22 protein-coding genes are annotated in these 21,143 nt (G+C 33.0%); 14 read left to right on the top strand and 8 right to left on the bottom strand.

Going from position 1 to position 21,143, the window contains the following annotated elements; all coding sequences use genetic code 11:
* The 8 genes from ABRY23_02820 to ABRY23_02785 all read right to left on the bottom strand — a co-directional run bounded on the left by ABRY23_02820 (position 1) and on the right by ABRY23_02785 (position 7,786).
* The gene (locus ABRY23_02820) at positions 1–1,353 is read right to left on the bottom strand and encodes a sigma-54-dependent transcriptional regulator (GenBank protein MFA3781983.1); all 1,353 of its coding nucleotides are present in this window, start codon (positions 1,351–1,353) and stop codon (positions 1–3) included.
* Positions 1,350–2,018 carry a hypothetical protein gene (locus ABRY23_02815; protein ID MFA3781982.1) on the bottom strand — a complete coding sequence of 223 codons (669 nt, stop codon included), beginning with the start codon at positions 2,016–2,018 and terminating at the stop codon, positions 1,350–1,352. The genes ABRY23_02820 and ABRY23_02815 overlap by 4 nt, the downstream gene beginning before the upstream one ends.
* Entirely contained in the window at positions 2,015–3,682 is a 1,668-nt protein-coding gene (locus tag ABRY23_02810) for an acyl-CoA carboxylase subunit beta (GenBank protein ID MFA3781981.1), read from the bottom strand. The genes ABRY23_02815 and ABRY23_02810 overlap by 4 nt, the downstream gene beginning before the upstream one ends.
* A 228-nt stretch (positions 3,683–3,910) precedes the next feature.
* Entirely contained in the window at positions 3,911–4,150 is a 240-nt protein-coding gene (locus tag ABRY23_02805; protein MFA3781980.1) for a hypothetical protein, read from the bottom strand.
* A gap of 13 nt (positions 4,151–4,163) precedes the next feature.
* Complete coding sequence (locus ABRY23_02800) at positions 4,164–5,333, bottom strand: acyl-CoA dehydrogenase family protein (GenBank protein MFA3781979.1); 1,170 nt, start codon at positions 5,331–5,333, stop codon at positions 4,164–4,166.
* A 4-nt stretch (positions 5,334–5,337) separates the two neighbouring features.
* The gene (gene meaB / locus ABRY23_02795) at positions 5,338–6,297 is read right to left on the bottom strand and encodes a methylmalonyl Co-A mutase-associated GTPase MeaB (protein MFA3781978.1); all 960 of its coding nucleotides are present in this window, start codon (positions 6,295–6,297) and stop codon (positions 5,338–5,340) included.
* A 6-nt stretch (positions 6,298–6,303) separates the two neighbouring features.
* The gene (gene nadD, locus ABRY23_02790; GenBank protein ID MFA3781977.1) at positions 6,304–6,879 is read right to left on the bottom strand and encodes a nicotinate-nucleotide adenylyltransferase; all 576 of its coding nucleotides are present in this window, start codon (positions 6,877–6,879) and stop codon (positions 6,304–6,306) included.
* A 1-nt stretch (position 6,880) separates the two neighbouring features.
* The gene (locus ABRY23_02785; GenBank protein MFA3781976.1) at positions 6,881–7,786 is read right to left on the bottom strand and encodes a PrsW family intramembrane metalloprotease; all 906 of its coding nucleotides are present in this window, start codon (positions 7,784–7,786) and stop codon (positions 6,881–6,883) included.
* A 189-nt stretch (positions 7,787–7,975) separates the two neighbouring features.
* Here ABRY23_02785 and ABRY23_02780 point away from each other — a divergent pair, with 189 nt between their 5' ends.
* From ABRY23_02780 to ABRY23_02715, 14 genes are all read left to right on the top strand, one after another.
* Positions 7,976–8,473, top strand: coding sequence for a DUF177 domain-containing protein (locus ABRY23_02780; GenBank protein MFA3781975.1), 498 nt, complete (start codon positions 7,976–7,978; stop codon positions 8,471–8,473).
* Positions 8,474–8,519: 46 nt separating this feature from the next.
* Positions 8,520–8,699, top strand: coding sequence for a 50S ribosomal protein L32 (rpmF, locus tag ABRY23_02775; protein MFA3781974.1), 180 nt, complete (start codon positions 8,520–8,522; stop codon positions 8,697–8,699).
* 11 nt (positions 8,700–8,710) lie between these two features.
* Positions 8,711–9,745: a phosphate acyltransferase PlsX gene (gene plsX, locus ABRY23_02770; protein ID MFA3781973.1), complete on the top strand. Its 1,035-nt coding sequence runs from the start codon at positions 8,711–8,713 to the stop codon at positions 9,743–9,745.
* Complete coding sequence (locus ABRY23_02765) at positions 9,729–10,736, top strand: beta-ketoacyl-ACP synthase III (protein MFA3781972.1); 1,008 nt, start codon at positions 9,729–9,731, stop codon at positions 10,734–10,736. The genes plsX and ABRY23_02765 overlap by 17 nt, the downstream gene beginning before the upstream one ends.
* Positions 10,736–11,650, top strand: coding sequence for an ACP S-malonyltransferase (fabD, locus tag ABRY23_02760; protein ID MFA3781971.1), 915 nt, complete (start codon positions 10,736–10,738; stop codon positions 11,648–11,650). The genes ABRY23_02765 and fabD overlap by 1 nt, the downstream gene beginning before the upstream one ends.
* Complete coding sequence (locus ABRY23_02755) at positions 11,650–12,279, top strand: DUF3109 family protein (GenBank protein MFA3781970.1); 630 nt, start codon at positions 11,650–11,652, stop codon at positions 12,277–12,279. Before fabD ends, ABRY23_02755 begins: the two co-directional genes overlap by 1 nt.
* A 181-nt stretch (positions 12,280–12,460) precedes the next feature.
* On the top strand, positions 12,461–13,213 hold the full coding sequence (gene fabG / locus ABRY23_02750; protein ID MFA3781969.1) for a 3-oxoacyl-[acyl-carrier-protein] reductase: 753 nt from the start codon (positions 12,461–12,463) through the stop codon (positions 13,211–13,213).
* A gap of 48 nt (positions 13,214–13,261) precedes the next feature.
* The gene (locus ABRY23_02745; GenBank protein MFA3781968.1) at positions 13,262–13,498 is read left to right on the top strand and encodes an acyl carrier protein; all 237 of its coding nucleotides are present in this window, start codon (positions 13,262–13,264) and stop codon (positions 13,496–13,498) included.
* Between the two features lie 109 nt (positions 13,499–13,607).
* On the top strand, positions 13,608–14,852 hold the full coding sequence (fabF, locus tag ABRY23_02740) for a beta-ketoacyl-ACP synthase II (protein MFA3781967.1): 1,245 nt from the start codon (positions 13,608–13,610) through the stop codon (positions 14,850–14,852).
* Positions 14,853–14,865: 13 nt separating this feature from the next.
* Positions 14,866–15,636, top strand: a complete 771-nt coding sequence (gene rnc, locus ABRY23_02735; GenBank protein ID MFA3781966.1) for a ribonuclease III — start codon at positions 14,866–14,868, stop codon at positions 15,634–15,636.
* An 86-nt stretch (positions 15,637–15,722) separates the two neighbouring features.
* The gene (gene gcvP, locus ABRY23_02730; GenBank protein MFA3781965.1) at positions 15,723–18,626 is read left to right on the top strand and encodes an aminomethyl-transferring glycine dehydrogenase; all 2,904 of its coding nucleotides are present in this window, start codon (positions 15,723–15,725) and stop codon (positions 18,624–18,626) included.
* The gene (locus ABRY23_02725; GenBank protein MFA3781964.1) at positions 18,623–19,033 is read left to right on the top strand and encodes a CoA-binding protein; all 411 of its coding nucleotides are present in this window, start codon (positions 18,623–18,625) and stop codon (positions 19,031–19,033) included. Before gcvP ends, ABRY23_02725 begins: the two co-directional genes overlap by 4 nt.
* A gap of 20 nt (positions 19,034–19,053) precedes the next feature.
* Positions 19,054–20,412 carry a POTRA domain-containing protein gene (locus ABRY23_02720; GenBank protein ID MFA3781963.1) on the top strand — a complete coding sequence of 453 codons (1,359 nt, stop codon included), beginning with the start codon at positions 19,054–19,056 and terminating at the stop codon, positions 20,410–20,412.
* Positions 20,390–21,112, top strand: a complete 723-nt coding sequence (locus ABRY23_02715; GenBank protein MFA3781962.1) for a 16S rRNA (uracil(1498)-N(3))-methyltransferase — start codon at positions 20,390–20,392, stop codon at positions 21,110–21,112. The genes ABRY23_02720 and ABRY23_02715 overlap by 23 nt, the downstream gene beginning before the upstream one ends.
* Positions 21,113–21,143: the final 31 nt, after the last annotated feature.

Raw genomic sequence — 21,143 nt, 5'->3', positions numbered from 1 at the left:
TTATTCCTTTATTATATTATATTTTTTCATTTTACCATATAAATGACTTCTTTGAATTTCTAAAGCTTCTGCAGTTTTACTTATATTCCAATTATTAGCCTCTAACTGCTTTAATATAAACATCTTTTCTGCTTTCTCTTTAAACTCCTGAAATGAATTTGAAATATTGAATAAATCATCGAAATCATTTGATGACTTTGGTATTAAATCGTAAACATCTTTTTCAGAAATAACATTTTTAGGGATCATAATTATAATTCGCTCTATTAAGTTTTTTAACTCTCTAACATTGCCTGTCCATTGCATATTTTTTAAGCTGTTAATTGCATTGTCGGTAAATTCTTTTAAAGGGAAATTATATTTTTCACAAATTTGCTTTGTAAAATATTCAACTAATAACGGAATATCATCTTTGCGTTCCCGTAAAGGAGGTATAAAAATAGGAATTACATTTATTCTGTGAAACAAATCTTCCCGAAATTTTCCTTCTTTAATAGCCTGCCGAAGATCTTGATTAGTTGCTGCAATAATTCTTACATCAACGGAGATTTTTGAACTGCCGCCTAATCTTTCAATTTTACCTTCTTCTATTGCTCTTAATACTTTTGCTTGAGCATTAAGACTCATATCGCCAATTTCGTCTAAAAATAATGTACTTCCATCTGCCTGCTCAAATTTACCTATTCGCTGTCGAATAGCCCCTGTAAAAGCACCTTTTTCATGTCCAAATAATTCTGATTCAATCAAGTCGTTGGGAATTGCTGCACAGTTAACTTCGACTAATTCTTTGTGACTTCGGTTACTTTGCCTGTGGATTTCTCTGGCAATTATTTCTTTTCCAGTGCCATTTTCTCCGGTAATTAAAACTCTTGAATCAGTTTTGGCAACAGTAGAAACAGTTTCTAATATTTTAAGTACAGCTTGACTTTTACCAATAAAAGTATCGCTTAAACCCAAATCCTTTTTGAGTTTCTTATTTTCTTTTTGTAGCTGATTTTGACTTATTGCGTTTCTTACCGAAATTAAAAGTTTATCTCTGTCAATTGGTTTTTCTAAAAAGTCGAATGCACCTAATTTTGTGGCTTTAACGGCATTTTCAATACTGCTGTGAGCAGAAATAATAATTGTTTTAATGTCAATTTCATTTTGTTGTATCCAATCTAAAATTTCAAAGCCATTTGTATTCGGCATTTGAATATCAAGAAGAAGTGCATCGTATGAGTTTTCGTTAAGTTTTTTTATCCCTTCGTTTGAGTCAGTAGTATAATCCACATGATAATTTTCGTATTCAAGAATCATTTTAATGCTTTCGCAAATTTCTCTTTCGTCGTCTATCAATAAGATTGATTTCATAAATTAGCTCGTAAGAATAGTAATGAATATATTTTAAGAACTTCAGAAGGCAGCAGTTTTGAGTTTTCTTTTAATGCCTTTCCAAATAGTTCTCCCAAATAATTAGTTAAAATGTCTCTGTGGTCAATACTGCCTTGTATTTTTAATGTTGCTTCGAAAAGCTCCACAAAAATACCCATAAATTTAGATAAATTGAAGAACCTAACATTATATGAAAGAAATGCATTCCCAAAAAAATGCGAGAGCTTATCTTTGTCACCTAAGTCATCAGTCGGCGAATCAAAAAAAATGTTTTTAGGCTGATACTTTAATTTCTCACTAAATATTTTTTCTGCTGCAGAAAGGAGGGGAAAGGTGATTTTTATATTTACAATAGGTAGAATGATTGACATTTTATTAAAGGGTAATAAAGCAAATGTTAAGCACAAAAGAGCTTCTGAAATATCGCTTTCATAATATCTAACAGCAGTTATATAAATTGAGTCGACTAGTTCAATATCGCTATTACTTTGTTTTAATTTTATGAAGTCTTTAGATGCTATGTATTTTGATATATAAACGAGGCCGGATAAAAAAGTAGGTTTGGCATTCAGTTCTGTATTTGCAAAATATAATCCAAAAATATAGATATATAAAAAGAGAGTAAATAATTTTTTTGAGGTCAAGTTTGAATTACACCTACATTAAACTTAGGGATATAGCTATTGTTGTTAGCTGCATTTATTGCCATAGAAATGTATTCTCTTGTTTCAGCAGGAGAGATTATTTCATCTATCCACAAGTGAGCTGCAGCGTAAAGCATATTACTTTTTTCTTCATAAGATTGAATAATTTCATTAAGCAATTTCTGTTTTTGTTCATCTGAAAAGGCTTTACCTTCTTTTTGCATTTGTTTCATTTTAATATCTAATAAAACACTGCTTGCCTGTGAACCGCCCATAACGGCGATTTTTGCATTCGGATAAGCAAAAATAAAACGTGGGTCGTAAGCTTTGCCACACATTGCATAATTACCAGCACCAAAACTATTACCAACTATAATTGTAATTTTAGGTACTACAGAGTTTGCAACAGCATTCACCATTTTAGCGCCGTCTTTAATTATTCCCCCGTGTTCAGCTTTGCTGCCAACCATAAAACCAGTAACATCTTGAAAAAAAACCAATGGGATTTTCTTTTGATTGCAATTCAAAATAAATCTTGTCGCTTTATCTGCACTGTCGGAATAGATAACGCCACCAATTTGCATCTCTCCAGTGCCTTTAAGAGTTTCAGTTCTAACAATATTTCTCTGGTTGGCAACAATGCCAACAGCCCAACCATCAATACGTGCGTAGGCAGTAATTATGGTTTTTCCATAACCGGCTTTGTATTCATCAATTTCCGAATTATCAACTATTCTTGCTAATAATTCATAAGTGTCATAAGGTTTAATAGTATCTTCTGGCAGAATACCATAGATTTCTTGAGGATTAAAACGAGGTTGGACTGGTTCTACTCGATTAAAATTAGCTTTGGGCATTTCACCGAATTTACTAACTAAGCTTCTAATTTGTAAAAGACATTCTTCATCGTCTTTTACAATATAGTCTGTAACACCTGAAATATTGGATTGTACTCTTGCACCACCAAGAGTTTCGTTATCAATTTCTTCACCAATTGCAGCTTTTACAAGATGTGAACCTGCTAAAAATACTGAACCCTCGCCTTCAACAATTAACGCTTCATCACTCATAATTGGTAAATAAGCGCCGCCAGCTACGCATGGACCCATTATCGCAGAAATTTGTGGAATCCCCATCGATGACATAATAGCATTATTACGAAAAATTCTTCCAAAATGCTCTTTATCCGGGAAAATATCCTCTTGTAATGGTAAAAATACTCCGGCGCTATCGACCAAATAAATAACGGGCAATCGATTGTCCATAGCAATTTCCTGTGCACGCAGATTTTTTTTAGCAGTAATTGGAAACCATGCACCCGCTTTTACCGTTGCATCGTTTGCAACAATAACACAATCACGATTGTGTATTTTACCAATTCCGAAAATTGTACCCGACGATGGTGCACCACCATATTCTTCGTACATTCCATAAGCTGCCAAGGAATTCAACTCATAAAATTTTGAGCCAGGGTCAATTAATTTTTCTATTCTTTCGCGAGCCGTTAGCTTTCCTTTTTCATGCTGTTTTTGTATGGCCTCTTTACCACCACCAAGCTGGACTTTTTCTTTTATGCCTAAAATTTTTCTGTAAAGATTTTTTTGATAATCTTCACGTCTAAGGTAAGTTTCATTCTGTTGAATTGGGTTGCCAATTTTTTTCATATTATTCAGATATTTTGAATTAGGTTTTAAAATTTGGAACGCATCGACAAGATATTTTTTAAATACTTTTTACTGCAACGATGATATTGGTATGGATTGTTTTTTGACCAATGACTCAACCACTTAAGGTTGGATTCGAATAATTCCATGTCGATTACCTTTAATTTATGTCACTAAAAATTAGCTTTATATGAGTTATAGAGAAGGGCATAGAATTTACCTTGGAATTTATATTTTTACTCTAAAGATATTAAAACCATCAAGATTATCATCATAATCTACAACATAATTACCTGGTATTAGCTTTAATAATGTTGTAATTATCTCATAATCACTAATGAATATTTTATCATTCCACTCTTCTATAGATTTGTTAAAAGAGATTTTGAAGAGATTTTCTAATTTTAGTTCTCTTACAAATTCAGCTGCATTTTGGTAAAATGAATTTTCGATTATCTCAAGAATCATTAGAATCTCCTAATTAATCCTTTAATAAATTTTTTGCAATTATTATTCTTTGTACTTCTGATGTTCCTTCCCCAATGGTCAAGAGTTTAACATCGCGGTAAAATTTTTCAACTGGATATTCTTTTATATAGCCATATCCGCCAAAAATTTGAACAGCCTGACTAGCAGCTTTTTCAGCAATTTCGCTTGCATATAATTTTGCCATTGATGCAGAAGTAGAAATATCTTTCCCTTCATCTTTCATTTTTGCAGCTTTGTAAGTAAGTATTTTCGCTGCTTCTAATTCAGTTGCCATATTTGCTAACTTAAATTGAATCGCCTGAAATTCAGAGAGAGTTTTACCAAACTGTTTTCTTTCTTTTGCATATTTAGTAGCAGCATCCAAACAGCTTTCTGCTAATCCAACACTTAATGCTGCTATTGAAATTCTGCCGCCCTCAAGAATTTTCATTGCTTGTTTAAAACCCTCTCCCTCATTTCCTATAAGATTTTTAAGAGGAACTCTGCAATTTTCAAAAATTAACTGAGCAGTTTCACTTGCTCTCATCCCTAATTTATTTTCTTTTTTACCAGATGCGAATCCAGAAAAACCTTTTTCTAAGATAAAAGCAGAAATGCCATTTTTACCTTTTGTCTTATCAGTAATTGCCATAACAACCGCAGTTTCGGCAGAAGCTCCATGTGTAATAAAGTTTTTAGTGCCATTTAAGATAAAATGTTCTTCGTGTTTAATAGCTGTTGTCATCATGCCTGCCGCATCACTGCCTGAAGATGGTTCAGTTAATCCCCAAGCACCAATTTTTTTGCCAGTTGCTAAATCGGGTAAATATTTTTCTTTGAGCTCCTCATTTGCATAAACTAAAATATGATTTGTGCACAGACCATTATGAGCAGCAACTGAAAGAGCGATTGCCGGATCTACTTTTGCTATTTCTTCAACTATTATTGCATATTCAATATAACCTAAACCAGAGCCTCCATATTTTTCTGGGACCAAAATTCCCAAAAAACCTAATTCACCTAATTGCTTCATAATTTCTAAAGGGAATTTTTGTTCTTCATCCCACTTTAATACGTGTGGTTTTATTTGCTTTTCGGCAAAATCTCTTATTGTGTTTCTGATTGCAATTTGGTTCTCATCGAATTCTAAAATAAATTGATTTGATGTTAATGTTGCTGACATAGGATTAATCCATTATTGAATTTTTGTAATTGTTAATTAAATTTTCTGCTATTTGGTATGGGGAAGATTTTCCTATAACTGCTTTTTTAATTTCATTATTAAGTTCATTTAATCTTTGCGTGTTCCAAATTTCTTGCTTAATGAACTCTTCAACAATTTCTTTAACTCGAATTTTTATGTTTTCTTCGCGTTTTTTATTTAAGAAATCATGATTAATAAGGAATTTTCTGTGATTATTAATTCCCTCAATAACATCATTTATGCCATGGTTTTCTTGGGCTATAGTTTTAATGATTGGTGGCAGCCAGCTTTCTGAGTTATGGTCTTTTAATGCAATCATTGTTTTAAGTGAAGTAATTGCTGAATCTGCACCGGGTCTATCACCTTTATTGAGCACAAATATATCTGCAATTTCCATTAACCCGGCTTTCATAGCTTGAATAGAATCACCTGATTCTGGAACTAGCACAACAATTGTTGTGTCAGCTACTTTTACAATGTCAAGTTCAGATTGGCCTACACCTACAGTTTCGAAAATAATAAAATCGTAACCTGCTGCATCTAAAACATCAGCTGCATCTTGAGTTTTGTTACTTAGACCGCCTAAGCTGCCTCTACTTGCCATACTGCGGATAAATACTCCAGGGTCGTTACCAATTTCACCCATTCTTATTCTATCGCCCAAGAGTGCACCACCAGTGAATGGACTTGTAGGGTCAACTGCAATTATTCCAACTGTATAGCCTTCTTTACGATAAAACTTAGTAAGCTGGTTAGTTAAAGTTGATTTGCCAGCACCAGGCGGACCTGTTATGCCTATTCGATATGCATTTCCAATTTTTTTGTGAAGTTCTTTTAAAATTTCGATTGAATTTGAATTTGCCTGTTCAATTTTTGTGATTGTTCGCGAAATAGCAAGTTTATCTTGCAAATAAATTTTTTCTATTAGGTTATGGTCAATCATTAATTCTTATATGTATAATTTATTATTATAAATATATTCCTTTACTGCTTCTGGTACAAGATAATTGATTGTAAGTCTTCTTTTAATCCTATTGCGTATCTCAGTTGAGGAAATTTCAATTGTTGGTGTATCTACTAATATAGCTTTATCAAAGTATTTGTGTTTCCCTTTAGTGGGTATTTCGTTTACTCTTTTCATTACGATAAGCTTGGCAAGTTCCAAAATTTTATCTGGTTCTTTCCATTTGTCAAATAAAACTAAGTTATCGTACCCAATAATAAGTTCAATGTTTTGGTAATATTTTTTAAACTCTTTAATAGTATCAATTGTGTAAGAAACCCTTTCATTATTTATTTCATAATCTGAGAAATCGAAATGAGGAGAGTTAGTAATAGACAATTTAATCATCTCTAAGCGATGTTTATCTTCAGTTGGTTTTTCATTCTGTTTAAAAGGAGAAATTTTGCACGGTACAAAAAAAATTTTTTCTAAATTTCTTTTTTCGAGCACAACCTGTGCACATATTAAATGTCCAATGTGTATCGGGTCGAAAGTTCCGCCGTATATTCCAATTGGTTTCATCTCATTTAATATTTGTTGATAGTAAATCCGAAATCAAATTTCTACACTGTTTTATTTCGTTTTCGTAATATAACTTTTTATATCCATTTGAAATTTTAAACTGTGCTTTTCTAAAGGCTAGTTTAATTGCAGTCCTAACATATAATTTTCTAATTCGTTCATCAATCCATCCTTTTTTTAATCTCGATTTAGAGCTTAAAATAGAAAGGTGGCTGAAAGGTATTAAGTTCATGTTAGCTTCTTCGGTCAATTCTCGCAAAATTATTTTTCTTTCTTTCACAATGAAAAATTTAAACAATGATATGAAGAAGATTATCAGAAGAAATATAAATATTGTCCCCCAAATATATGTGTTTACAAAGCTTACGCTTAAATTCCAGATTGAATGAATGACCATCGCAATTAGGAACCCAAATATTGGCAAAAGAAATTTTATTGAGTTTTCGGAAAATTTTGCTATTGCTAAAAATGCGCCTAATGCAGCAGTCGAAATACAGTGCATAACAGCCGAAAAGCCTGAACGAATTATAACCAATTGCAGCCATGCATAAAATGTTGTACCATACGATAAGTAATAAATAAAATTTTCTGTCATACCAAATCCCAAACCAATTGCTCCTCCGTAAACTAATCCATCGATTAGATTGTCGAATTTTTTATCAGTCACAGTTTTTAAAAGGAATGAACCTTTGGCAATTTCTTCTGTAAATGGTGCAAAAATTACTGACTGAACAATTAAGGGAGGCGTATTGTTTTTTGTAGCAAAAAGAAAATTAAAAAAAGATGAACCAGCTACAGCAAAGAAAATTGCTCCGAAGGCACCCCACAAAAAATGAACTATCACGTTTATTAGTGGTTCACGTTCGTATTTGTCCATTTTCCAAATTATAATAAGATAAATCAACATTGGAAGGGCAGCTGCTAACAAAGATGCAATGATGGACATAATCGAAAAAATATTTTAGGTGAACTTAATTACTTATTACTTATCAGCTATTTTATAACAACTGTATTATAAAGCACCAGAATGTAACTTTCTTGCTTATAAACCACTCTATATTTATATTTTGCCATTAATTTTAAATTAATTGCATAGATGATAATAAAATATACCAATTTTTCTGATGGTATTCATGAACTTGAGTTTGTCGAACCAGCAGAAAAATTAAAATTGGGTTCTGCTTTTCTTGGTAATGTGGTGTTGCAATGCCGGATGGATAAATCATCACATCAGATTATTTTGGATTGTAATGTTACAGCTTATGCTAAGCTCATTTGTGATAGATGTAATAGTGAATTTAATAAAGAATTACACAGCCATTATTTTCTTTCATATTTGTTTTCAAAATCGAAGAGAATTTCTGATGATGAAAACATTAAGTTTCTTTTGCCAGATAGTGATAAAATTGATTTAACCGACGATGTTGTTGAGTATACAAAACTTTCGGTACCAATGAAAATACTATGCAAAGAAGATTGCAAGGGTTTATGTAGTAAGTGTGGTGCTAACTTGAATGAGATGCAATGTAAATGTGAGCAACAGATAGAAAATGAAGTTTGGCTACCATTAAAAAATTTGCTTAAAACTACATAAATCTTTTACACATAAAAATTTATTAAAACTAAAGAAAGGATATAAAATGCCAAATCCGAAACGAAAAATGTCTAAATCAAGAAGAGATAAAAGAAGAACCCATTACAAAGCTCAAGTACCTTCGCTTAGTAGGTGTTCCAACTGTGGTGAACTTAAATTAAGTCATAGAGCATGCCCAAACTGCGGCTATTATGCTGGCAGATCAATGTTTGTACCTGAATCATAAACAAGTCTTAAATGGTAAATTCTTTTAATAAGAAAAAATGTGTGGTTGCTGTTGATGCAATGGGGGGTGATTTTGCCCCTCAAAATGAACTGTTGGGCTCGTTGGATGCCCTGAAAGAATCTGCTGATTTTGAATTGTTGTTAGTCGGTAATAAAAGTAAGGTACTTCAAACTGCGCAACAGCTCAATATTGTCTTAAGTGAAAATATGATTGTACATGCCGATGATGTAGTTGAAATGAATGAATCTCCAATAAACGCTATTAAATCTAAACCAAATTCATCTTTGGTAGTAGGTGCTAAACTCGTCAGAGATGGTAAAGCGGATGCTTTTGTGAGTGCAGGTAATACCGGGGCAATGCTTGCAGTGTCAACTTTAATTATTGGTAGAATTCCAGGAGTTGGCAGACCAACTATAGGTGCATCTTTTCCAACAGAGACTGGCAAAGTTTGCCTCGTCTTCGATGCTGGTGCAAGTGTTGATAGTAAAGCAACACATTTGTTTGAATATGCTGTTATGGGCACCATTTTTTCTAAGGAAATTTACGGAGTAAAAAATCCTTCGGTGGGTTTACTAAATGTGGGGGAAGAAGAATCGAAAGGAAATGAGGTAAGTTTGACTGCTTACTCACTTCTTAAAAAATCTAACTTAAATTTCGTTGGAAATGTTGAAGGCAGAGATATATTAAAAGGTAAAACTGATATTGTTGTTTGCGATGGTTTTGTAGGTAATATACTATTGAAATTTGGTGAAAGTTTTATTGGATTCTTAAAAACTAAAATACGAAAATATGCAAATGCCAATTTAGTTAATAAATTAAAAGCTTTGGTAGTAAAAAATGTTTTTAAGTCAGCTCTTGCTGATATAGATTATCAAACTTATGGCGGGGTACCTCTTTTGGGGGTAAACGGAATTAGCATTATTGGTCACGGCTCAAGTTCACCCTTAGCAATTAAAAATATGGTTTTTAGAGCTAAAGAGATGTACGAAAAAAATCTTATTCAGAAAATGGAGGACGCATTAAAAAATTATGCAAGCGGAAAATAAGAAAATAAATGCTACTATTACTGCGGTTGGAATGTATGTACCAGACAAAATATTAGATAATAAATATTTTGAATCGATTGTGGATACAACAGATGAATGGATAGTAAGTCGTACAGGAATAAAAGAGAGAAGAATAATTGAAAATGGTGCATCAAGTGACATGGCAGCTTTTGCAATTAAAGATTTGTTGAGTACTACCAATATTAAACCGGAAGAAATTGACGTAATAATTGTTGCTACAGTAACACCTGATATGTTTTTTCCAGCTACTGCATGCTTAGTTCAAGAAAAAATAGGTGCAAAAAATGCTTGGGGTTTCGATTTATCTGCTGCTTGTTCTGGGTTTTTATTTGCACTTCAAACTGGTGCTGCTTTAATTCAGAGTGGTGCTTATAAAAAAGTAATTGTTGTTGGTTCAGATAAAATGAGCTCTATTACTGATTATACAGACCGTAATAACTGTATTCTTTTTGGTGATGCAGCTTCAGCCGTTTTGCTTGAACCTACAAGCGATTTGAGATACGGAATTAAAGATTCATTACTTTTTTGCGATGGAAGCGGAAAGGATGTTCTTCACATGAAAGCAGGAGGTAGTTTGTATCCTGCTACAAAAGAAACAGTTGAAAAAAGATGGCATTACATTTATCAAGAAGGAAAAACAGTCTTCAAAGCCGCTGTAAAAGGAATGGCAGATGTTTCTTACGAAATAATGAAGAAAAATGGATTAAAACCTGAAGATGTGGCTTATTTAGTGCCACATCAAGCTAATTTAAGGATAATCGATGCAACAGCAGAAAGAATGGGAATTTCACGCGATAAAGTTATGATAAATATTGATAAATATGGAAATACAACTGCTGCTACAATTCCATTGTGTCTCACTGAATACTATCGCAATGGAAAAGTTAAAAAAGGTGATAATTTAATATTAGCAGCTTTCGGTGCTGGTTATACTTGGGGTTCTATTTACTTAACTTGGAGCATTGACTGATGGGTAAAAGAGCTTTTTTGTTTCCGGGACAAGGCTCACAATACGTTGGCATGGCTAAAGATATTTATGACAACTCAGTTGAAGCCCAAGAAATGATTAAAACTGCAGAAGAAGCAATAGGTGTTTCTTTATCTCATTTTATGTTTAATGGACCAGAAGAGCAGTTGAAACAAACAGAAATTACTCAACCAGCAATTTTTGTTCACAGCATTGTACTCGCAAGTCTAATACGAACACTTGAACCCCATGCTGTTGCTGGGCATTCGTTAGGTGAATACTCGGCTTTAGTCGCAGCTGATGCAATTCAATTTTATGAAGCAGTTAAGCTGGTCTATTATCGAGGTAAGGCTATGCAGCAATGTGGAATTGAACAGCCAGGTACAATGGCAGCTGTTGTTGGACTTTCTAATGAGATTTTAATAGAAATATGCAACAAGGCTTCCGTAAAAGGAATTGTACAATGCGCTAATTTCAATTCGCCTTCACAAGTTGTAATTTCTGGCTCAGTTGATGGCGTTCACTTTGCTATGGATTTATGCAAGGAAGCTGGAGCTAAGTTAGTTAGAGAATTAGTAGTTAGCGGGGCATTTCATTCCCCACTAATGGAACCAGCAAAAATAAAATTAAAAGCTAAACTTGAACAAACACCTTTTTATAATGCAAAAATCCCAGTTTATTCTAATGTAACAGCCACACCTGTTACTTCTAAGGATAATATAAAAGAATTGTTAGCCGAGCAGCTAACTTCGCCAGTGCTTTGGGAGGATACAATAAAAAATATGATAAATGATGGAATAGACGAGTTTGTAGAAATAGGACCTGGAAAAGTTTTACAAGGTTTAGTTAAGCGAATTAATCCAGATGTAAAAATCAGCGGCATTGATAAATACGCTGACGTTGAAAGGTATTTATAATGAAAGATAAATACGAAAAAAAAATTAAAGGAATTTGGATAGATCCAATTATTTTTACCTTTAAATTTGTAAGAGCATGCAATGTTTGTATTTGCTCTGGTGAGTGCTGCTATTATGGTGTCTACACAGACAAAAAAGAATACGAGAAAATAATTCAACATAAGGATAGAATTATTAAAGAAATGGATGATTCTCAGACAAAAGACGTTAATCTGTGGTTTGAGCAACCAGAAGAAGATGCAGATTTTGAATCCGGTGTTGCAGTAGGCACTCAAGTTCACAATGGCAAATGTGTATTTTTAGATAAAGAAGGTTTTTGCACTCTTCAAAAAATCGCAATGAAAGATGGTGAGTTTAAATGGAAATATAAACCTTTGTATTGTATTTTATTCCCACTTGTAATTTGTGATGGTGTATTAACTGTTGACGACGAACATATTGCCAGAATGCATTATTGCAGCAGAGCAGAAAATCAATTGTCTACAGTTTTTGAATGTTGCAAGGATGAATTAATATATTTCTTTGGCGAAAAAGACTATGAGGAGCTTGTTGAATATAAAAATGAGTATATGACAAGATTGAAATTACTGCAAGAAGGAGAAAAAACTAATTTTAAAGTAAATCAGTAATCTTTTATAAATTTTAAATATTTTGACTAAACAATTAATACTCTGTTTTTAGTTTTCGTTGTTAGTTCTTAATAAAATAAACAAGTGGAAAAATAATACCATGAGTTGTATATTTTTAACTATATAATTAACAAAATTATTCTTGACTAATTCAGAATTCAATTAGAGAATCAAATTAGTGATTGAAAAAAAACAAAAAGTAATAGTAACAGGCGGCAGCAGAGGGATAGGCAGAGCAATAGTAAAAGAATTTGCTGCTGAAAATACTTCTAATTTTTCACACATTGCTTTTATTTATAACAGTTGTGATGAATGTGCTGAGGAAATTAAAAAAGAATTAAGCAACAGCGAGGTAAAAGTCATTTCGTTTAAAAGTGATGTATCTTCATACAAAGATGCACAAATAATTGTCGATAAAATAGCATCAGAATTTGGTGGAATTGATGTTTTAGTAAATAATGCAGGAATAACACGCGACAATTTGCTTTTAAGAATGTCTGAGGAAGATTTTGATCAGGTAATTAAAATTAATTTGAAAAGTGTGTTTAACTACACTAAAGCCTCGCTAAAATACATGATTCAACAAAGATACGGTAGAATAATTAACATATCATCTGTAGTTGGGCTAATCGGTAACGCTGGTCAAGCAAACTATGCAGCATCCAAAGCTGGAATTGTGGGGTTCACAAAAGCTACAGCCAGAGAGGTTGCATCTCGCGGAATTACTGTTAATGCTATTGCACCGGGCTACATTGAAACTGACATGACTTCCAAGTTAAATGACAAACAAAGAGAAACGTTATTAACTGCAATCCCCATAAAAAGGCTGGGTAGGCCTGAAGATGTTGCTAAATTAGTATTATTTTTGGCAGATGAAAAAACGTCTTATATTACAGGCCAAGTTATTGCCGTTGATGGTGGAATGACAATGTAATTCATTTAATTTTCTAAATAAATCTATAAATCAATTAAGGAGAATAAAATGGATATTGAAGCTAAAGTTAAAGAAATAATTATGGATAAGCTTGGTGTTGAGGAGTCGCAAATTACCCCTCAAGCTTCTTTTACAAATGATTTAGGAGCTGATTCTCTCGACATCGTAGAATTAGTAATGGGATTTGAAACTGCATTCAATATCTCAATCCCAGATGAAGATGCAGAAAAAATTTCTACTGTCGGTGATGCAATAAATTATTTGAAAGAGAAAGTAGCTCAATAAAACTATTAGCTGACATAAACTTAATTTTGTAATTATATAGTTGTTTATGTCAGCTTTACCACAAAGTGCTGAATTCTCATTGTTTTTAAACAATTTTAAAGGATTAATAATGAGCAAAAGACGAGTTGTTATAACTGGTCTGGGCGCCTTAACCCCCATTGGAAATAACTTAGAGGAATTTTGGGAGGGACTTAAAACGGGCAGAAATGGTGCCGGCTTAATTACAAGATTCGATACTACAAATTTCAACACTAAATTTGCCTGCGAAATTAAAAATTTTGACCCGCTAACTTATATAGATAAAAAAGAAGTTCGACGTATGGATCCTTATACTCAGTATGCGTTGGCAACCGCAGCAATGGCATTAGAAGATTCACAAATTGACTTATCAAAAATTAATTTGGAAAGAGCAGGAGTCATTTTTGGCTCTGGAATAGGGGGAATGGATACTTTCGAAAAGCAACATATCGCTTTTATAGAAGGTGGAGCAAAAAGAATTAGTCCTTTCTTTGTACCAATGATGATTTCAGATATTGCTGCTGGACAAATTTCAATAAAATATGGGTTAAAGGGACCTAATTACGCTACAACTTCAGCTTGTGCAACCTCATCTCATGCTATAGCCGATGCTTTTATTTTAATTCAACGGGGTTCGGCAGATATAATTTTTTGTGGTGGCTCTGAAGCTGCAATTACTCCAATGTCAATAGGCGGATTCAACGCTGCACGGGCTCTTTCTACATGGAACGACCGATATTTAGAAGCGTCGCGTCCATTTGATAAAGATAGAAATGGCTTTGTTATGGGAGAGGCAGCAGGCACTCTTATTCTCGAAGAATTGGAACATGCCAAAAATAGAAATGCAAAAATTTATGCTGAGATTATTGGTGTAGGCTTAACCGGTGATGCATTTCATATTACTGCTCCACCACCTGGCGGGGAAGGTGCTGTTAGGTCTATGCGAGAAGCTTTAAGAGATGGCAACGTTAAACCCGATGAAATTGACTATATTAACGCACATGGAACTTCTACTGAACTTAACGATTTACATGAAACCCAAGCTATTAAAACAGTTTTTGGTGACCACGCTTATAAATTATCAATTAGCTCAACTAAATCTATGACAGGGCATTTACTCGGAGCTGCTGGTGCTGTTGAAGCTATCGCTACTATTTTAACAATTAAAAATAATCTTATACCTCCTACAATAAATTTAGATGTTCCTGACCCCGAGTGCGATTTAAATTATACACCAAAAGTTGCAGTGGAAAGAGAAATTAACTACGCAATTAGCAACACTTTTGGTTTTGGAGGGCATAATGCTACTTTGTTATTTAAAAAATTTGTGGAGTAATTAGTTATAAGTTGTGATAAGCTGGCTTAAAAGAATAATTTCCCTAAATATACCGCATTATCGTAGTAAACTTTTATTATCTGCTGAAGAAAAAAGAAAATTATCTTTACTTCAGAAAGTTCTGGGATTCAGAATTAAAAATAAATCGCTTTTTTTAAAAGCACTTACACATCGTTCTTACCTTGAAGTATATCCAAATCTTGAAAAATCAAATGAAAGATTAGAGTTTTTGGGCGATGCCGTCTTAAATCTTATTTCTGCTAAATTCTTATTTAAAAGATTCCCTTACGAAAATGAAGGTTATTTAACGAAAAAAAGAGCTTTCTTAGTGAATAAAGAAAAACTATATGCTTCTGCCAGTAAAATGGGGTTAAAAGATATCGTCCTGTTTAACAATAAATATATTGGCAATTCTAGTGAGGGTTTAAAAACAATTTTAGCAGATGCTCTGGAAGCATTGATAGGAGCTATATATTTAGAAAAAAGTATTTCTGATGCTGAAAAATTTATTTCAAAGTGGATATTAAGTGAAGTGAATGACTATCCAGATTTTTTTGTCGATACTAATTATAAAGGACAACTGTTAGAATATACCCATGCTAAAAAGTTAGAACAGCCAAAGTACAAAGTAGTAAATGAAATAGGACCAGAACATAACAAAGAATTTACTGTGGAGGTTTCTATTGCAGGAGAGATATTTGGTGTTGGTAAAGGAAATAATAAAAAAAATGCTGAGCAAGAAGCATCAAAAAATGCATTAATTAAATTAAAAAGCCATAATTAACTTTTATTTCAAATCTTCAATTCAATCCTTTTCTTTATATTTCCCTAAGAAAAAAATTTTTACTCATAATCTTATAGAGAAACAACATGAATAACTTTGAATTTTACGACAGGTTTTTAGACCGTCATATTGGTCCAAGTAATCAAGATATTAAAGAGATGTTAAAAACAATTAAAGTTAGCTCATTAGATGAGCTAATTGACCAAACTATCCCTAACTCAATTAGATTAAAAAGTCCTTTAGAGTTAGAACCGCCTTTGACTGAGTTCGAACTAATATCTCACTTAAAGGAAATTGCTAAAAAAAACAAAGTTTACAAGACCTATATTGGAATGGGCTACTATCCAACAATTACACCTTCAGTAATTAAAAGAAACATTTTAGAAAATCCTGGATGGTACACACAATACACACCATACCAGCCGGAAATTTCGCAAGGTCGACTTGAAGCATTGTTGAACTTTCAAACTATGATTATTGATTTAACTGCAATGCAAATAGCTAACGCATCACTTTTAGATGAGGGAACAGCTGCCGCTGAAGCAATGTCGATGCTCTACTCTTCAAGAAAATCTAATAAGAAAAATTCTAATGTATTTTTTGTATCCGAAGATGTATTTCCCCAAACAATAGATGTCCTTCTTACACGCGCTGAACCCTTAGGAATTAAAATTCAAATAGGGAACCATAAGAACATTCAGTTAACAGACGAGATGTTCGGAATCTTAGTTCAGTACCCGGCTAAAGATGGTCAAATTTATGATTATAGAGATTTATTCAAGCAGGCTGACCAACTTAATATTTTCAAAGCTGTTGCAGCTGATATCTTAAGCTTAGCTTTGCTTATTCCTCCTGGTGAATTTGGAGCTGATGTAGTTGTAGGTTCAACGCAAAGATTTGGTGTCCCGATGGGATACGGCGGTCCTCATGCAGCTTATTTTGCAACAAAAGAAGAATTTAAAAGACAAATTCCCGGCAGAATAATAGGTGTCTCAATTGATTCACATGGTAGGCACGCATTAAGAATGGCTTTACAAACTCGCGAGCAGCATATTAAAAGAGAACATGCTACAAGCAATATTTGCACAGCTCAAGTGCTGCTTGCAATAATGGCAGGTATGTATGCTGTTTATCATGGACCTAAAGGAATAAAAGCAATTGCTGAAAGAATACACAAATTAACTGTAATGTTAGATAAAACATTACAATTGCTGGGACTTAATCAAGTCAATAAAATTTATTTTGATACACTTAAAATAAAATTGCATAATGAAGATTTACAAAAAATCAAAGAGATCTCACTGTCGAAAGAAATTAATTTAAATTACGTTGATGAGACTACCATAACCCTATCTTTAGATGAGACCAAAACATACGAAGATGTATTAGAATTAATAGAAATATTTAAGTCCGTAAGTAAAATTACTATTTCGGAAAAAGATATCGATGAGATTGCCAGTTCTGTGAGAGTTAATATTCCTGAAGAACTGAAAAGAACATCAAAATATTTAACCCATCCAGTTTTTAATTCTTTTTATTCCGAAACAGAAATGATGCGGTACATTAAGTCCTTAGAACAAAAAGATCTTTCACTTACTACGTCCATGACTCCATTAGGTTCTTGCACAATGAAATTAAATGCTGCAGCTGAATTAATAGCTATTTCTTGGCCGGAGTTTTCAGATATTCACCCTTTTGCTCCATTGGATCAAACTGAAGGATATCAAATTTTATTTAGTAAATTAAAGGACCAATTAACAAAAATTACAGGATTTTCAGCAGTTTCGCTTCAGCCTAACTCTGGTGCTCAAGGTGAATTCACAGGTTTAATGGTTATTCGTGCTTATCATCGTAGCAGAGGCGACGTTAATAGGAATGTAGTGTTAATTCCATCTTCTGCGCATGGTACTAATCCAGCAAGTGCGGTAATGGCTGGTAACAAGGTTGTTGTGGTTAAATGCGATGAGGATGGTAATATTGACCTTTCTGATTTGCTGCAAAAAGCAGAACAATATAAAGATAGCCTTTCGGCATTAATGGTTACTTATCCATCTACTCATGGCGTCTTTGAGGAAAATATTGTTGAAATATGTGAGATTGTACATAGATATGGTGGCCTGGTTTATATGGATGGTGCAAATTTAAACGCGCAAGTAGGATTAACCAACCCCAAAACTATCGGTGCCGATGTTTGTCATTTAAATCTTCACAAAACCTTTGCAATTCCTCATGGTGGCGGCGGACCTGGGGCCGGCCCAATTGCTGCTGCTGAATATTTATCTCAATTCTTGCCAGGTCATTCAATTGTAAAAATTGGCAGCGATAAATCGATTCATGCTGTCTCTTCTGCTCCTTGGGGAAGTGCAAGTATTCTAATTATTTCTTATGCGTATATTAAAATGATGGGTGCTGATGGTTTAACCTTAGCAAGTAAAATTGCAATTTTAAATGCTAACTACCTGAAAGCTAAATTGGAAAACTACTATAATGTTCTTTACACAGGTAAGAATGGTTTTGTAGCTCATGAATTAATTTTTGATGTGAGAAAATTTAAACAAACTACCGGTGTTGATGTGGAAGATATTGCTAAAAGATTAATGGACTATGGTTACCATGCACCTACTGTTTCTTTCCCAGTGCCAGGTACTTTAATGGTTGAACCGACAGAAAGTGAATCTTTAACTGAATTAAATAAATTTTGCGATGCACTAATTTCTATTAGAAATGAAATTGAGGAGATTGAAAACGGCGTTGCTGATAAAGTAAATAATGTACTTAAGAATGCACCTCATACCGCATTAGAAATTGTATCGGAAGATTGGAAACATCCATATAGCAGAGAGAAAGCTGCATTTCCTTCTGCTTACACAAAACAAAATAAATTCTGGCCTGCAGTTGGACGGGTAAATAATGCTTATGGCGATAGGAATTTAGTTTGTAGTTGTTTACCTGTTAGTGTTTATGAAACTGAAAAGGAATACTCCGCATGAACACAATACCGAATTCTCAAATAAAAAAAATATTGACCGAATCAAAAACTATAGCTGTGGTTGGAATTTCGAGAAACCCTTTTAAGATTAGCAGAGAAATAGCGGGTTTTTTGCTTGAACGAGGATATAATGTAGTTGGAGTAAATCCTAATCTAGATATAAAAATTGACAGTATAGAAGTTTACCCATCGTTACTAAAAATTCCCTACAAAATTGATATAGTTAACGTCTTCAGAAAATCGAATGACATTCCGGAAATTATAAATGATGTACTTTTTGTTAAACCGAAAGTACTTTGGTTACAACTTGGCATTAGAAATGATGAGGCAGTTGAGCCTGTAGTTAGAGAAGGAATTACTGTAATCCAAGATACTTGCATTAAAGTAATGTATAATATTTTGATGTGAAACCAATTCAAAATTTTTTAATGAGCAAACAATTCTTTCGTAACCATTCTATTATTAAATTTATATTGATTTATGCCTGTTCACCATTATTACTTTTTGCATTTGAAAGTAACTCTGCTGTTGCAGCTGATTCTGTGCTTGATGATGTAATCAGAGTTGATTCAATAGTAATTAAAGGAAATGACATTACGCAGGATTTTATCATTTTAAGAGAACTTACTTTTAAGAAAGGGGATGTTATTAGTAAATCAGATATTGAATATAATCGTGAAAGAATTTTTAGCTTGAATTTATTTAGCAAAGTTGAGATTTATCCGAAGGAAACAAATGGATATTCAATTGTTTTTATTGATGTTAATGAATCTTGGTACATCTATCCGATTCCTTTTATCAGTAAATCCAACGGAGCAAAAAAATACTCTTACGGTTTGCATCTAACCTATAAAAACTTTCGAGGAAGAAATGAGGTATTAAGGTCAACAATAAATTTTGGTTATGATCCCTTTTTTACTTTGCTATATGATAATCCAGCTTTTCAATATGATGAAAACATTGGTATTTCATTTGCACTTGCTTATCAAAAAATTAGCAACAAAAGTAATGCGGCTAAGCTGCTTTATGGAGGTGACTTTAACAATATATTTTATTCTACAGCTTTAAGCTTATCAAAGAGACTAAATCAGTTCAATAAAATTTATGTTGCATTTGGTTTTGATTATGTAACTTTTCCTTCTAACAATATCTTTGGCATTTCTGCATCTTCTTCATCGATTGATAGGACTGTTTGGTTAAGCTCTGGCTACGAATTTGACTCACGCGATTTAAAGCAATTTTCGCAAGAGGGAATTTACTCTTCTATTCAATTTACACATAAAGGATTTGGGATCGACAATATATCATACAATATTTTAAGAATAGAATTCCAAGAGCATAAGAATATTTACGGCGATTTTATTGGTCGATTTAAAATAGCAACAAGATCAACATTTGGTAGAATTATACCTTATTATGATTATTCATATTTAGGATACAGTGAGTATGTAAGAGGTCATATTAATGATTATAAAGAGGGCTATAATTCAATACTTACTTCAGTCGAATTTAGTTACCCTTTATTAAAAGAATGGGACCTTAGCTTGAAAATACCATTGTTACCACGAAAATTAACCTCTGCAAGAATTGGAATTTATATTACGACTTTTGCAGATGCTGGTGCAACATATAACTATTTAGATAAGATAAAATTTAATGATTTCTATTCTGGATACGGCTTAGGGATTACATTACTTATTTTACCATATAATGCAATAAGATTCGAATACGCAGTAAATGAATTAGGTAAAGGAGAATTTATAATTGGGACTGGATTCGCTTTCTAATATTGAACTTTATTTTTCTCCGAATATCAATAATGGCCAAATAAAAATTGATGGCGAAGAAGCACATCACATAATTGATGTGATGCGCCATAAAATTGGAAATCAGATATTCGTAACAAATGGTAAGGGTAATATTTTTGAGGCAGTAATAGAAAACATAAAACAGAGAGAGATTACATGCAGAATTGTTGAGGTCAATCAATTTGATAATCCTTTTAGTAATATCATCATTTGTCTTCCATTACTAAAATCGCCTTATCGTTTTGAATTTGCATTGGAAAAAGCAGTCGAGTTAGGCATAACTAACTTTTTGGTTTTTAGGTCTTCCCGCAGTATTATGAAAAATTTTAAAGTAAGCAGATGGCAGAAAATATTGCTCTCTGCAATGAAACAGTCATTGCACACATGGTTACCTAATATTGCCGTCTTGGAGAATCTCAGCAAACTTAATGAGTTCGAAGGTATAAAAATTTTTTTCGAACAAAACACAAATCAAACTATAAGGGATTTTATAGAGTGTGTTGAAAAGTCGAAATCCGATAAACTTTACCTAATCTTTGGTCCAGAAGGTGGCCTAAATAGTTCTGAAATTGATATGATTGAGAATAAAAGAAAGATTAAACTTTCTAACAATCGTTTAAGGACAGAGACAGCGATCATATATGTTTCTGCAATTCTTAACAATCTTCTTGAAAGTTAATGCACATTATTATTTTATTCATATAAAACAT

Source organism: Melioribacteraceae bacterium 4301-Me (assembly GCA_041538185.1).
GTDB lineage: Bacteria > Bacteroidota > Ignavibacteria > Ignavibacteriales > Melioribacteraceae > Pyranulibacter > Pyranulibacter aquaticus.
This window is presented reverse-complemented; position numbering and strand designations above follow the sequence as displayed.

Bases quoted from the DNA above. Each gene is read 5' to 3' on its own strand.
- ABRY23_02820 (MFA3781983.1), bottom strand. From the start codon at position 1,353: ATGAAATCAATCTTATTGATAGACGACGAAAGAGAAATTTGCGAAAGC.
- ABRY23_02810 (MFA3781981.1), bottom strand. From the start codon at position 3,682: ATGAAAAAAATTGGCAACCCAATTCAACAGAATGAAACTTACCTTAGA.
- ABRY23_02805 (MFA3781980.1), bottom strand. From the start codon at position 4,150: ATGATTCTTGAGATAATCGAAAATTCATTTTACCAAAATGCAGCTGAA.
- ABRY23_02800 (MFA3781979.1), bottom strand. From the start codon at position 5,333: ATGTCAGCAACATTAACATCAAATCAATTTATTTTAGAATTCGATGAG.
- meaB (MFA3781978.1), bottom strand. From the start codon at position 6,297: ATGATTGACCATAACCTAATAGAAAAAATTTATTTGCAAGATAAACTT.
- nadD (MFA3781977.1), bottom strand. From the start codon at position 6,879: ATGAAACCAATTGGAATATACGGCGGAACTTTCGACCCGATACACATT.
- ABRY23_02785 (MFA3781976.1), bottom strand. From the start codon at position 7,786: ATGTTGATTTATCTTATTATAATTTGGAAAATGGACAAATACGAACGT.
- ABRY23_02780 (MFA3781975.1), top strand. From the start codon at position 7,976: ATGATAATAAAATATACCAATTTTTCTGATGGTATTCATGAACTTGAG.
- rpmF (MFA3781974.1), top strand. From the start codon at position 8,520: ATGCCAAATCCGAAACGAAAAATGTCTAAATCAAGAAGAGATAAAAGA.
- plsX (MFA3781973.1), top strand. From the start codon at position 8,711: ATGGTAAATTCTTTTAATAAGAAAAAATGTGTGGTTGCTGTTGATGCA.
- ABRY23_02765 (MFA3781972.1), top strand. From the start codon at position 9,729: ATGCAAGCGGAAAATAAGAAAATAAATGCTACTATTACTGCGGTTGGA.
- fabD (MFA3781971.1), top strand. From the start codon at position 10,736: ATGGGTAAAAGAGCTTTTTTGTTTCCGGGACAAGGCTCACAATACGTT.
- ABRY23_02755 (MFA3781970.1), top strand. From the start codon at position 11,650: ATGAAAGATAAATACGAAAAAAAAATTAAAGGAATTTGGATAGATCCA.
- ABRY23_02745 (MFA3781968.1), top strand. From the start codon at position 13,262: ATGGATATTGAAGCTAAAGTTAAAGAAATAATTATGGATAAGCTTGGT.
- fabF (MFA3781967.1), top strand. From the start codon at position 13,608: ATGAGCAAAAGACGAGTTGTTATAACTGGTCTGGGCGCCTTAACCCCC.
- gcvP (MFA3781965.1), top strand. From the start codon at position 15,723: ATGAATAACTTTGAATTTTACGACAGGTTTTTAGACCGTCATATTGGT.
- ABRY23_02725 (MFA3781964.1), top strand. From the start codon at position 18,623: ATGAACACAATACCGAATTCTCAAATAAAAAAAATATTGACCGAATCA.
- ABRY23_02720 (MFA3781963.1), top strand. From the start codon at position 19,054: ATGAGCAAACAATTCTTTCGTAACCATTCTATTATTAAATTTATATTG.